This is a genomic window from Sutcliffiella sp. NC1, from assembly GCF_027594365.1.
Lineage (GTDB): Bacteria > Bacillota > Bacilli > Bacillales > Bacillaceae_I > Sutcliffiella > Sutcliffiella cohnii.
This window is the reverse complement of the sequence record NZ_CP115153.1, coordinates 595292-607846: the sequence shown is the minus strand read 5'-3', so window position 1 is coordinate 607846 and position 12555 is coordinate 595292. Positions and strand designations below refer to the sequence as shown.

The window sequence follows — 12555 nt, the reverse complement described above, 5'->3', positions numbered from 1 at the left end:
CCGTTAGCACTTCCGGACGTTTTATTTTTTGGTTTTTGGTTTTTATTTTGTTTCGTACCGCCGTCTTTTTTCGTATGCTTTGCCATGAAAAAAACCTCCATTTAACATGTTGTGGTCTTTCTCTTATATCGTTCCCTCATGTCATGTAAAATTGACAGGTAATTTCTTCACGACTTTCTAATAATTCTTTCATGATGAATTTTTAACAATAGAGCATTAATTTCTCCACCTATAATAATGAGCAAGCCTGAAATGTAAAACCAAATAAGTAGGACGATTATTCCACCGAGTCCACCGTACATGGCGGAATAATTACCAAAATTGCTAACATAGTATCCAAAAAGGTAAGAAACTGCCATCCAGCCTATCGTCGTAAACAAAGCTCCTACTAGCACATGGCGAAGTTGTAGCTTCACATTAGGTGCAACGAAATACAGTGCGATAAAGACAAAGAAAAGAATAATCGCGCTCACTACTAGACGAGTGGCTTCCCAAAACGTTAAAAATTCCTGCGATAAGCCGAAATGAGAGAAAATAAACAAACCGATCTCTTTCCCGAAAACCGGAAGTAACAAGGCAACGATAATAATGAACACCATGGCAAAAGTTAATAGTACTGCCATTCCTCTTGCGATAAGGAAGGGGCGGCCTTCGTCAACATCGTATGCACGATTAAATGAACGTACGATGGCGTTTATGCCGTTTGAGGCAGCCCAAATTGCTCCGATTAAACCGAACGATAATAGTCCGCCTCGTTGTTCATTCATGATTTGTCCTAAGTTGACTTCAATGATTCGCATTGTGTCCCCTGGTGCGTATTGGCGGATGACGTTTAATACGTCTGCTTGAGAAATTGGAAGGTAGGCGATTAATGTTAGTAAAAAGATTAAGAAAGGAAACAGGGATAGGATGAAAAAGTAAGATAGTTCTGCCGCTCTTCCTAATGCTTCGTCTGTGTCTAAACGAAAGAGGATCGTTTTTGCGAAAGAAAAAATGTTCATCGTTTTGTCTCCTTTCGTTTTATTTTCTACCTTAATATTGAGTATATAGCTAGTCCGTTCCTCTTCGCTACGGGAACTTGCTTGGTCGACCGTAGCGCGACGTCCTGTCGCACGGTCCGACACTAGCACGTCCTGTGCGTCGCCGCGGGGAGGGAGTCAGGAGTCAAGTTCCCTCCGCTCCGATCCACTCATGGTTTCAAACTTTAATGCTTAAACCTCTACGACCACTCAAACTCTAATTAGGTCATATACCTTACTTATCCATTTTGTCTACTCGTTTGGAGATGACTTCGCTTGTGTCTTTTACGATTTCAACGATTTTTGGAGTAGTTTCTTTTAGTTCGTCCATTTTTCCTTTTAAATATTCAAGGTCGTCTGAAACGTCTTCAACTGCTTCTTTAATGTTGTGAAATTTGTCTCGAACTGACTGAGTGACTTCGTCTGGATGTTGAATAACATATTTCATTTTTTGCCCATATCTTTTGGAATTATGTATAACCGTTTCTCTCGTTTCGCGGTCTAATAGTGAGATTGCTGCTCCGACTACTGCTCCAATTAACATACCTTCTAATAGTTTGTTCCGATTACTCATTTATGTTTCTCTCCCTTAAAGTTGCTTTTCTTCTTTTATTTTTTGTAGTAGATTCCGACATCCTTTTCCCACTAACTCGTAAGTTTCCTCAAAATTACCTGTATAATATGGATCTGGTACATCTAGTATTTCACTTTCCGGAACAAAATCGAGCAGTCTTCCGATAAAACCTGTTTTCGTGTAACCAGCCAATTTACGAAGGTTTCCTAAATTTTCTGCGTCCATCGCAATTACGTAATCAAAAGCAGTTACATCTTCCGTTTGAACTTGGCGTGCTTTCATTCCTTCAAAGCTAATGTTATTTTTCGTTAATATCGATTGTGTTCCTTCATGCGGTGGTTTCCCAACATGCCAGTTCCCTGTTCCGGCAGAATCTACTTCTATTTTTCCAGCTAATCCTTCTTCTTTTATAAGAGATCTAAAAATAGCTTCTGCCATTGGCGATCTACAAATATTCCCTAAACACACAAATAATACTCGTACCATCTTTTCACATTCTCCCTTTTCATTTTCTATTCCCATTATATACAATTATGAAAACTTTCTCTCGATGTTTTCTTGATTACTGACTAAATTCTGATAGTATAAATAGTACGTATATACACGAAAGGATGATATTGTGAATCTTTCTGAAAAGTCTATTGAAAATGTAGAGTACATGATAGAAGAAATTAAACAAAAACTAAAAGTATTAAATTTAGGTGCCATTAAACCTTCTCATTTTGATGGTGAAATGTACGAAGAGCTAAAAGAAATTTATGAATTAGTAATGAAAAAAGATTCCTTTAGTCCTAACGAAATGCAAGCACTTGTGGAAGAACTAGGTAATTTAAGAGCAAATAAATAGATTGTAACGTGTTGGCCCATCTGCTTCCTAGCGATGGTGCTTTTTTTATGCTTTTAAAATCTATCATGTTTTCCTTCTTTGTCACATAAATTGGTTATACAGTGAAACTTCACAGTATAGAGTTCACGCTTTACTCACGACAAAGGGAGGGTTTATTTTGATAGGAGGATACGTTGCATTTTTTGGATTCATGTTAATTCTTGCTATTGGCGTTGGTTTATTTTACGGCACTTTATATTTAGGGTTAAACGGAAAAGAGTCTGTTGAAATTGACCCATTACCTCCAGAAGATGATAATGATAAGCAATAAAACAACCGCTTCTGGTTGTTTTTTTCTTTCCAGTTTGTATCGCTTTCTTTCATCCTTCCTTTTTCAGTATAATAAAGCAAACAGTGCTAGAAGGAGTTGAAAGATGGATACCATTACACATACATTATTCGGATTAACTATATACGGTTCTGTCGATAAAAGACAAGATGATATAAAAACTAAACGAGCTATGTTCGTCACCGCCATTGCCGCGAGTCAAATCCCTGATATTGATGTAATTTCGCAGCTTTGGGATACAGAAGGAATGTATCAATTATGGCATCGTGGCATAACTCACTCGCTCTTTTTAGTACCGGTATGGGCACTTCTATTCTTTTTATTAAGCATGATTTACTTAAAAAGAAAAGATTGGCGTTTCTTTTATGTTTCCCTCCTTGCTGTGTTTATACATAATACGAGTGATTTATTTAATGCTTGGGGGACAGGCTATTTAGAACCTTTTTCCAGTATCCGAATTACGTTTGGAACGATTCCAATTGTAGATTTAGTTATTTGGTTCATTATTGGGGTTAGTTTTTTCTCTAGACGATATTGGAAGTACAATCGTCATCAACTATATCGTCTCGTTTGGGTGCTCATTATTCTACACGTTACGGTTCAATCAGCACAAGGCTTTGCTCTTTATCAAAAATATAAAGACGATTATGATCAAATTGCTCTGTCCGCAAGCTTTTTACCTTGGCATTATTCTTTAATTGGTAAGCAAGATGATACCGTCGTAATTAAAGATGTTAGTTTATTTACAGATCCAACTTTACAGTACTCTTTACAGTCAGAAGAAGAGGCTGATTTAAATACGCTTTTCTCCGAAGTTCCAGAAGCAAGAACGTTGTATGAATGGTCGCCATTTGTCGTTATTGTTGATGATGACGAGCGACTTGGTATATATGACCCTCGCTTTTATCGGAATGGACAATCCTTTTTATTCGAGTATATGGAAAAGTAGCTTAAACTTCTAAGCTACTTTTCGTTTTTTGGAGGATATGTTTTTCTTAAAAATTGTATTGACTGTGTAATTAACGCCTTTAATACATCTACATCGATGTCGTTCACTTTATTAACATACACACAAGCCTTCCCTGCTTTATGCTTACCAAAGTTTTTTAGAAGCTCTTCTCGCTCTGTGTCTCCTGGTGCAAAATAAAGACTAAAATTCGCTTTCCGCGGTGAAAAGCCAACGAGCGGTGCATCTCCTTCATGACCTGAATTATATTTATAATGATAAGAGCCAAATCCAATAATGGACGCTCCCCACATTTTCGCTTCATAGCCAGACGTTTCTGTAAAGATGTCCAATAGTTTGTATGCATCCTCGCGCTTTTTCACATTTTCTACACTTTCGATAAATTCAATTACACTTGAATCTGTTTCCTTCGTTTTTAACTCGTACATGATTTCCCTCCATTCTTCTTTTCTAACCTTTCTATATGAACGTGAGATTTCCTTCTTATTATGAAATATTACCCTCCATTATGAATACTCTTCAAATATTTTACAAATGTTAATGGTAGATTTTGAAGGAGGTTTATATATGAAAAGAAAACTGTTTGCTTTTTTCACGTTGGTGCCACTACTATTATTTGCACTCTACATCCCATCTGCGCACGGAGAAGCAACGGACGGCACTTCTATGATTCGAGCTCTTCACGCTGTGCCAGATGCTCCTGCTGTTGATATTTATTTAGATGGAGAACTAATTGCAGAAGGAATTCATTTTAAAGATGCTTCTGAGTACATAAATGTGAATGAAGGTAATTACACAGTAGAAATTTATGAAACAGGTACGAAAGGTGAGAACGATGCACTTGCAGATACGACACTTTCCATTCGAGCTAACGAAGTTTACACACTAATAGTGGCCAATAGAATTGAAAACATCGATGTGAAATTAGTAGAAAATGCAATGGATGTACCACTAGGTCAAACGATGGTACGTATTGGACACCTATCTCCTGACACACCAACCGCTGATTTCGCTATTATGAATGACGCGATTCTATTTAGCGATGTTTCCTTTGGGGATATTACTGATTATGAAATTCTCGATGCAGGGGAATACGGAATTCAACTTCGTGGAGAAAATAGCAATGTTGATTTAGCTAACGTAGAATTTAAGCAAAATAATATTTATACGGTGTATGCATTTAATACAGAAGATGATTTAGAGCCGATCGTTTTAGTTGATTACACGATGCTACCAGGTAGCCTACCGAAGACGGGACTTGGAGGAACGGAACAACCTGCACCAAATGTTCTACCTCTTTTAATCGGACTTGGTGGCATGCTTATCTGGTCATTGTTTACGTTATTTAGAAGAAAGAAAAATGCGTAAGTCATTCTTTTTATTTGTTCTAATTTTGTTGTACGGTAATGTAGTTTCTGCTGAAGTTCATTCGTTTAAAGAAGCAAAGCCTGTACAAATCGTGATTCCAGCTATTGATGTTGCGGCATCTATTTACCCTTCTCATTTAAATGAAAACGGGGTTATGAATATTACCGATCAAACAGAGGAAGTAGCTTGGTTTGCTGATGGCGTTTCCCCTGGTGAGCCTGGTAATGCTGTTTTAGCTGGCCATGTGGACGGTTATGTTGGTCCTGCTATTTTTTACAACTTAAAAAAGCTTCAGCAAGGAGATTTTGTTTCCATTATAGATGAAAACGGGCATAAGCTAGTTTTCGTTGTGATCAAAAAAGAAACATTTCCTTATCAAGATGCACCACTGCAGCAAGTGTTTGGGCCAACTAATAAAAGAAGACTCAATTTAGTCACTTGCACAGGAACATGGAATCGCAAAATAAGAACACATATGGAACGACTAGTCGTTTTTACAGAGTTTGTTTATAAGATTGAGGCGCGGCAATAGAATTAAAAACAGTGAAAACGCTCGGATTTATTTTGAGCGTTTTTTACTTTTCCGAGATGCATTAATAAAATATGGTCCACATTCACTTTCGTGCGTCATTATAAACGTCCACTGACCATTCCAATCCATTACGTACATGTCCCCATAATACATGTGAAATTGGTCATGGGGTAAATCTTTAACAGATAAGTTTTTAGCGTTATCAATGAGATAAGCCTCTTCCGTATGTTCATAAAATATCGTACACTTCATTTTTTCCTGTTTCTCAAACATCTTGATTGCGTCGTGTTTTTCATAACAATCTACTTTCTCCCAGCTACATAAATGCCATAAAAAAGATTTAAAATAGATTGCTTCTTTTTCAACCGTTGATAAATGACTAGCGAATGATGCTTCCCATTTACCGCGTAAATAACGTCCCCATTTAGGAATTTCATAAAATTTTATCGTACTCTTACTCAATTGTTTTTTCTCCCTCATTGTAAGATTCTTGCTATAAAAATATTTTAACACGCGCCATGAAATCTGCTAGAATAAATCCCTATAGCATAGGGAACAAATTGTTCTCAATCAAACGTTTGTTTGACACGATAAAGGTAACTGTTACCATGCGAGAACCCGTCACACCTCCTAATCTTTTTACATAAAATACAACGTAAAACCGTTTACAAAATTTTTTTAATAATTTGTAACTTAATGAATAGGTTTACGTATTATAATAGAGTTGGATATTTCGCAATAAATCTAGTTAAGAAGACTCATTTCTTATCTTTTATGTATATAAATCTATGAAAATGGAAAAATAATAATAATACTACTAATCATTAAGGAAAGATGGCGGTGAGATAAGATGATAATTTCTAGAAAATATTTTTTGACAGACTATGAACGAGAAAGTGTAGAACAAACTTTAGTAGATTACGGATTTCATTTAGAAGAAGATTTGTTACCACTAGATGATGACCAAATTATTCATCTATATCAAAAAGTACAAATGGATCAATTAATATCAAAATAAAAAACGGCCAAATGTGATGGCCGTTTTTTTATGTTTATGTTTGTAGCTTCTTTATAATGAAATTTGTAAGTCTAGCTGTAATTCTTTTATTAAACTAATCCGTGGTTTACATACTTCTACTTTAAACCCTTTTTTACTATATTTCTCCGCAATTTTTCGAACATCTAAACATTTGGCTAATGGCTTCTTTACTTGCTCTTCTTTATTTTCCATCTAATCGCCTCAATTCGTTTTTTGATTAAAATACTTGTTCGATTAACGTCATTTCCGTTTCTTGTAACTTACCGTCCCGATAATATGTGACTTTCATCGTATCTCCGACATTTTTGCTGTTATATAAGTATTTTCGTAGTTCTAATGTGCCTTTTATTTCGGTATCGTCTAATTTTACGATAACGTCATATTGCTTTAACCCTGCATTAAAGGCCGGTGATTGCTGCTCTACACCTGTCACGACAATACCGTGGGTCACTTCTTCTGGAAGTTTCAATGTATTTCGTTGATGTTCTAGTGAAATATCAGCAAGAGACATTAGTCCTATACCCATAAATGGTCTTTTTACTTCATTATGCATTTCCAAATCTTCAATGATTGGTTTTGCCGTATTGATCGGAATCGCAAAACCGATACCTTCTGCTTGTGATTGAGCAATTTTCATGGAATTAATTCCGATGACTTCACCTCGTAAGTTTACGAGTGCACCACCGCTATTACCTGGGTTAATCGCTGCATCTGTTTGAATAACATCTGCTTCCCATTGTGGTTGGCCACTTCTATCATAAAGCACTGGTATCGTTCTTTCTGTACCACTCACAATCCCTTGTGTAACGGACCCGAAAAACTCTAATCCTAGTGGGTTACCAATTGCAATAACTGGCTCACCAAGCGTAATCGTATCGGAGTCACCAAAGACCGCAACTTGAGATACGTGCTCTTCTTCAATCGTTAAAACTGCTAAATCTGTTAAACTGTCACTACCTAACAATGTAGCTTCCACTCTCGTACCGTTAGATAAGCTTACTTCAATTTTGGATGCTTTATCAATTACGTGATGGTTTGTAACGATATACGCTTTGCCGTTTTCTTTTTTATACACAACACCCGATCCAGTTCCTGCTTCTGTCGCACCTGGTGGACTAAAGATGGAACCTCCACCTTGTTGAATATTTACAACCCCTACTACAGCGTCGCTTACTTTGCCAACTGCGTCTGTTACTTCTGTTTGGATTTGTTTAAATTCTATTTGTTCACTTGGGATCGTTGTTGTCGTTGCTACACTTTCCTGGGCTGATGCTTGATTGTCTGGTTGCATATAGGCACCCCAGTCGAGCAAAATTGGAAGCATCGCCACGACGATTAATGCTCCTACAATTCCACCAGAGATAGCAGCTATAAAAACTTTGCCGCTTCCCCCTCGCTCTTTTTTCATCTTTTCTGATCTCATATGATCATCGTAATAACCCATTGTAACTCACCTCATCGTGCTAATTGTTTTTATCTTCATCTCTATACTATTATTTAACCTTATTAAGTTAAAATTAACCTTAAAGTAAAATGAGATTTTGATTAAAAAACTTTCGAATCGCGTTGCTTTTGGTTGGGTTTCTACCATAAAAATAGGTTGGGTGGGTTTAAGTTAGTCCGTTTCACTTCGCTGCAGGTACTCGCTTTCCGCGGGGAGGGAGCCGAGCCTCCTCGGCTTCGCCTGTGGGGTCTCGGCCTTCCCTCTATTCCCGCAGGAGTCTCGCACCTTCCGCTCCGTTCCACTCTCGGTTCTAAACCGTAATACTGTACAAAAATGAAATCACTATTTTCATTCTCAATGGTAAAAAACTTAATTGCATAAATGCATTAGGTGCCTTCTGTCTAAGTGAAGCGAAGCAATGAGATATTCACTTATTATGGTGCGTTTGGGATGGTGACGATTACTTCTGTCCATTGTTCTTCTTTGCTTTCGGCTTTTATGTTCCCTTTGTAATGGGAGACGATTCGTTGTGCGATGGATAGTCCAAGACCGTGGCCACCTTTCGCTCTACTTCTTGCCTTATCTACACGGTAAAAACGATCAAAGATTTTTTCAATATCTTCTTTCGGTATCCCGATTCCATAATCCTTTATACGAAAGACCCATTCCTTCGACATTTCGTTCGTTTCCGCTGTAATCTCTAACAACTTTTTGTCTTGTGAATATTTAATGCCGTTATCTAGTAAAATCATGAGCAACTGTTCTAAATGGCGCTCTGCAACTCGAAGGCTATTGTTTTTCTTATCTTTTACTAAATTATGAAACACAAATTTAAAGTCTGGATGAACTAATTCGAAGTTAGCAATAGTCTTTTCGATAATCGTAACAGGGTCTATTTCCTCTTCACCTATTTCAAATTGGTCCGATTCTAGCCTTGTTAGTTCTAAAAGTTCCAATACTAGCTTTCTTAATCTCTCTACTTCTTGTTGGGACGCTTTTAATGATTCCTCTAACACTTCAGGGTCTTTTTTCCCCCAGCGATTTAATAGCGATAAGTGCCCCTCTAAAATTGCGATTGGCGTTCGTAATTCATGTGATGCGTCTTCCACGAATTGCTTTTGCTTTTGAAAAGATAATTCTACGTCATCCATCATTTCGTTAAACATTCGCGATAAGTCTGCCACTTCGTCCTTTTGATTAGCATCTAACGGTACCCGTTCTTTTAGACCGCGCATTTTTATTCTTTTCATCGTTTCTGTCAACGCCGCTATCGGTCGTAACAACTGTTTTGCGATAATCATTCCACCTAATCCACTAAGGAGGATTGCACCCATTCCTGCTGAAAAGGTGACTAAAAAGATTAAACCTCTTAGTCGTTCATACGTTTTTAAATCACGAATTACCTCTACATACCCAACAAAACCAGGCGTGATAAGCGGTCTGCGATAAATTAATATATGCTTTCCATCTATTAAAACTAACTCTAAATCTCCACTCTCAATGGGACTCACAATAATTTCTTCTGAAAAATTGTTGGCAACTCCAACGATTAAGTTGCCGTTGCGATCCATAATTCGAATCAATTCATCCGCTTCTACGATATTTTCTAAAAAGCGACTACTATTAATAATGGAATTCCGGTCTATTAAATGAGAAGGATCCGCAAAGAAGTTTTGGACCTCATTCATCTTTTCTTTTATGTGACGTTCTTCTTGATCCATCATCCAGCTATTTAACACGTAATATTGTAATGAGTTGTATGTAGCGAACAAACCGAATAATACGATAGAAGACCATAGTGCTAGCTTCCATCTAATCGGTAAATGTCCGTAAAATCTTTTTATTCCATTCATTCTCGCATCACATATCCAGTCCCACGCACAGTTTGAATATAGCTATCTTGTTTTGGCTTATCTAATTTATTGCGCAGATATCTAATATACACATCTACTACATTTGTCTCGGCATACGAGCCAAGGCCCCAAATTTTATCTAATAGTAGTTCACGTGTTAACACTCGGTTTTTATTACTCATCAGTGTGACTATTAAATCAAATTCCCTTTTCGTTAGCTCAATTTCCTCGTCCCCACGATAAACGGTTCGGGCACTTTTATCGATAACTAAATCTTTAAAGGAAAGTTTATCTTCTTCGCCTTCATGAGAGCGGTTTTCTGTTCTTCTTTTTAACGCGCGAATGCGAGCTAGTAGCTCTTCAATTGCAAACGGCTTGGACATGTAATCATCTGCTCCACTATCCAGCCCAGAAACTTTATCCATGACGCTATCTCGCGCTGTTAACATAATAATTGGTGTATCCTTTACCGCACGAATTCTCCGGCAAATTTCCATTCCACTAAGGCCGGGAAGCATTAAATCTAAAAGAATAACATCCCACTCTTCGTCAAGCGCAAGCGCAAGTCCTTCCCTACCTTCAAAGGCAGTTGTTACTTCGAAGCCCTCATATTGAAGCTCTAGTTCTACAAACCGCGCTAAGTTTTTTTCATCTTCTATTAATAACACTTTATTCATATGAAACACCTCAATGGTATTACTTATCTATCTTTAGTTTAGTCAACTTGCTTCTATTTTATCTTACGTCAACGACCCACCACTTAACAACCTTGCGGTCTGTTTGAAGTGGGGGCTTGCGTCTGTCAGAGTTTGACAGTGTTTCTGCCCTCGCAGAGAACAACTACGCTTATACCTACCCAGTAGTTCGACGAGCCATGCTCTCCTACCTTAGCGTGGCGGAACATAAGGACGGTTGACTTCGCCCCTACCGCAAGAGTTATACTCCTGTGGTAACTACACCAATATGTTCAATTCCTTTACGGTGTAGATTCATTGCACCAATACGGTCATCATTTGATTGATATTGGCAATTTTTACATGTAAAAGTGTGTAACTTTTTATTGCGATTTGCTTTTTCAATGTGTCCACATTTAGGGCAAGTTTGAGAAGTATATTTAGGGTCTACTGTTATTACTGTTTGACCATTTAATTCAGCTTTGTATTCAAGCATTTGACGGAACTGATAGAAAGCCCAAGATACAGAAACATAGCGGTTTTTCACACGTACTTTTTCTGTTGCAGAACGAACACCTGTTAAGTCTTCTAAAACAAACATCGTACCTCTAGGGTATTTATCAACGAGTGCCTTTGTAATTTGATGATTTACATCCGTTACATAACGGTTTTCTCTTGAACCGATTTGTTTTAGTTTCTTACGAGCAGATGGTGTTTGTCGCATTTGTAACTGTTTGCGAGTAGCTTTAAATACACCACGCTTATGCTTAACAACATTTCCGTTGTAATAAGTGGTTTTACCTTGACTATCATAAGTAGTCGCAAGAAAGTTAATGCCTAAATCAACACCAACGATATTGTTTACATTTACAAAATCTAGCTTTTGATAATCTTTAGTCATCGGAATATGTAAGAACCACTTCTTGGACTTATTAACTAATTTAGCAGTACCGAATTTCCAAGTGCCATTGAAGTATTTCTTCATAGCCTTTCGCTCATATTTTATCTTTAAACGACCATCCATTGTATTCACGCTAAATTGATTTTGGGTTAGGGAGTAATCACGATTCCACACAAGGTCATATTCTGGAAGTTTAAATCCAATAAAAGACCATTCATGTCCATTCGATTTAGCTGACTTGTAGCGAGCGATTACAGTCTTCATCACAGATTGAGCCATTTGGCTTTTTAGTCCAAATTTATTTCGTAAATCAAAATAATATAAGTCGTTAAGTTTTCCTTGATTTAGATTTTTTGTTTCGAATATGTGTTTCGAAATCCAGTTACAAGCCTTACGATAAGCATTAGTTGTTATTTTTAGACTTTCAGCTTGACTATCAGAAACATAGATTTGTATTTTTGCAGTAATGGTAGACATTATTTTCACCACCTTTCACTAACTAAATTATACTAAAAGTTTAGGTGAAAGGTACATAACGAAAATAGAGAAACGAGGGGCAAGGTGGAAGTTTCAGATACTTAATATGGTACAAAGTCTTACGATTTACTGTACCATACCGTATCTGATGGCAATTCCTCTCCCACTTATCGTTGGACTACGCCCTTCACACGATTGAAGCGGGGGTATCCTTGCCGATTTAGATAAAAAAGAGAGGAAAACATGAGAATTGGATTAGAATTGTGGGGTGTTTGGTGGCTCTGTAATGATCGGTTCATCGTTTTCCGGCTTCTACGGAGACGCGGGGACACATAAATGGATTCAAAACCCACATAAATCAGTCGTTGTCCCACATAAATTGGTTCATCTCCCACATAAACTGAGGGCGGACTCATTTAACGGACACATAGTACACATAAATTGGTTCATAACCCACATAAATCAGTGGTTGTCCCACATAAAACGTTTTGTCACCCACATTAACCGAGTACGGACTCATTTAACGGACACG

The 12555-nt window shown here is 37.4% G+C and carries 16 protein-coding genes; 6 read left to right on the top strand and 10 right to left on the bottom strand.

Features of this window, described 5'->3' with window-relative positions; genetic code table 11:
* Positions 1-167: 167 nt before the first annotated feature.
* The 3 genes from O1A01_RS03020 to O1A01_RS03010 form a co-directional block, all read right to left on the bottom strand.
* A complete protein-coding gene (locus O1A01_RS03020; RefSeq protein ID WP_066421275.1) occupies positions 168-1001 on the bottom strand; it encodes a YihY/virulence factor BrkB family protein in 834 nt (277 codons plus the stop codon).
* Between the two features lie 253 nt (positions 1002-1254).
* Positions 1255-1593 (bottom strand): YtxH domain-containing protein, encoded by a 339-nt coding sequence (locus O1A01_RS03015; RefSeq protein WP_066421651.1) that lies wholly within the window; start codon positions 1591-1593, stop codon positions 1255-1257.
* Between the two features lie 15 nt (positions 1594-1608).
* On the bottom strand, positions 1609-2079 hold the full coding sequence (locus tag O1A01_RS03010) for a low molecular weight protein-tyrosine-phosphatase (protein ID WP_066421649.1): 471 nt from the start codon (positions 2077-2079) through the stop codon (positions 1609-1611).
* 133 nt (positions 2080-2212) lie between these two features.
* Between O1A01_RS03010 and O1A01_RS03005 the strand changes: the two genes are divergently transcribed.
* The 3 genes from O1A01_RS03005 to O1A01_RS02995 all read left to right on the top strand — a co-directional run bounded on the left by O1A01_RS03005 (position 2213) and on the right by O1A01_RS02995 (position 3717).
* Positions 2213-2440: a DUF1128 domain-containing protein gene (locus O1A01_RS03005; protein ID WP_066421646.1), complete on the top strand. Its 228-nt coding sequence runs from the start codon at positions 2213-2215 to the stop codon at positions 2438-2440.
* A 157-nt stretch (positions 2441-2597) separates the two neighbouring features.
* Complete coding sequence (locus O1A01_RS03000; protein ID WP_270065531.1) at positions 2598-2750, top strand: hypothetical protein; 153 nt, start codon at positions 2598-2600, stop codon at positions 2748-2750.
* Between the two features lie 103 nt (positions 2751-2853).
* A complete protein-coding gene (locus O1A01_RS02995) occupies positions 2854-3717 on the top strand; it encodes a metal-dependent hydrolase (protein ID WP_270065530.1) in 864 nt (287 codons plus the stop codon).
* 14 nt (positions 3718-3731) lie between these two features.
* Here the strand turns inward: O1A01_RS02995 and O1A01_RS02990 are convergent, their stop codons facing one another.
* On the bottom strand, positions 3732-4163 hold the full coding sequence (locus O1A01_RS02990) for a DUF1801 domain-containing protein (RefSeq protein WP_270065529.1): 432 nt from the start codon (positions 4161-4163) through the stop codon (positions 3732-3734).
* 139 nt (positions 4164-4302) lie between these two features.
* On the opposite strand from O1A01_RS02990, the gene O1A01_RS02985 reads away from it, so the two are divergent.
* Together O1A01_RS02985 and O1A01_RS02980 are read left to right on the top strand one after the other, a co-directional pair.
* Positions 4303-5103: a DUF4397 domain-containing protein gene (locus O1A01_RS02985; protein WP_270065528.1), complete on the top strand. Its 801-nt coding sequence runs from the start codon at positions 4303-4305 to the stop codon at positions 5101-5103.
* Positions 5096-5635, top strand: a complete 540-nt coding sequence (locus O1A01_RS02980) for a class F sortase (RefSeq protein WP_270065527.1) — start codon at positions 5096-5098, stop codon at positions 5633-5635. The genes O1A01_RS02985 and O1A01_RS02980 overlap by 8 nt, the downstream gene beginning before the upstream one ends.
* Before the next feature lie 27 nt (positions 5636-5662).
* On the opposite strand, the gene O1A01_RS02975 is transcribed toward O1A01_RS02980, so the two are convergent.
* Complete coding sequence (locus O1A01_RS02975; RefSeq protein ID WP_333482923.1) at positions 5663-6097, bottom strand: DUF4275 family protein; 435 nt, start codon at positions 6095-6097, stop codon at positions 5663-5665.
* A 388-nt stretch (positions 6098-6485) separates the two neighbouring features.
* Here O1A01_RS02975 and O1A01_RS02970 point away from each other — a divergent pair, with 388 nt between their 5' ends.
* Positions 6486-6653 (top strand): hypothetical protein, encoded by a 168-nt coding sequence (locus tag O1A01_RS02970; RefSeq protein WP_157076722.1) that lies wholly within the window; start codon positions 6486-6488, stop codon positions 6651-6653.
* A 51-nt stretch (positions 6654-6704) separates the two neighbouring features.
* Here O1A01_RS02970 and O1A01_RS02965 read toward each other — a convergent pair whose 3' ends face one another.
* The 5 genes from O1A01_RS02965 to O1A01_RS02945 all read right to left on the bottom strand — a co-directional run bounded on the left by O1A01_RS02965 (position 6705) and on the right by O1A01_RS02945 (position 12023).
* The gene (locus O1A01_RS02965; protein WP_270065525.1) at positions 6705-6866 is read right to left on the bottom strand and encodes a hypothetical protein; all 162 of its coding nucleotides are present in this window, start codon (positions 6864-6866) and stop codon (positions 6705-6707) included.
* A gap of 25 nt (positions 6867-6891) precedes the next feature.
* A complete protein-coding gene (locus O1A01_RS02960; protein ID WP_270065524.1) occupies positions 6892-8118 on the bottom strand; it encodes a S1C family serine protease in 1227 nt (408 codons plus the stop codon).
* Between the two features lie 434 nt (positions 8119-8552).
* Positions 8553-9971, bottom strand: coding sequence for a sensor histidine kinase (locus O1A01_RS02955; RefSeq protein WP_270065523.1), 1419 nt, complete (start codon positions 9969-9971; stop codon positions 8553-8555).
* A complete protein-coding gene (locus O1A01_RS02950; RefSeq protein WP_270065522.1) occupies positions 9968-10648 on the bottom strand; it encodes a response regulator transcription factor in 681 nt (226 codons plus the stop codon). Before O1A01_RS02950 ends, O1A01_RS02955 begins: the two co-directional genes overlap by 4 nt.
* Before the next feature lie 259 nt (positions 10649-10907).
* The gene (locus tag O1A01_RS02945; protein WP_270065521.1) at positions 10908-12023 is read right to left on the bottom strand and encodes an RNA-guided endonuclease InsQ/TnpB family protein; all 1116 of its coding nucleotides are present in this window, start codon (positions 12021-12023) and stop codon (positions 10908-10910) included.
* Between the last annotated feature and the right edge of the window lie 532 nt (positions 12024-12555).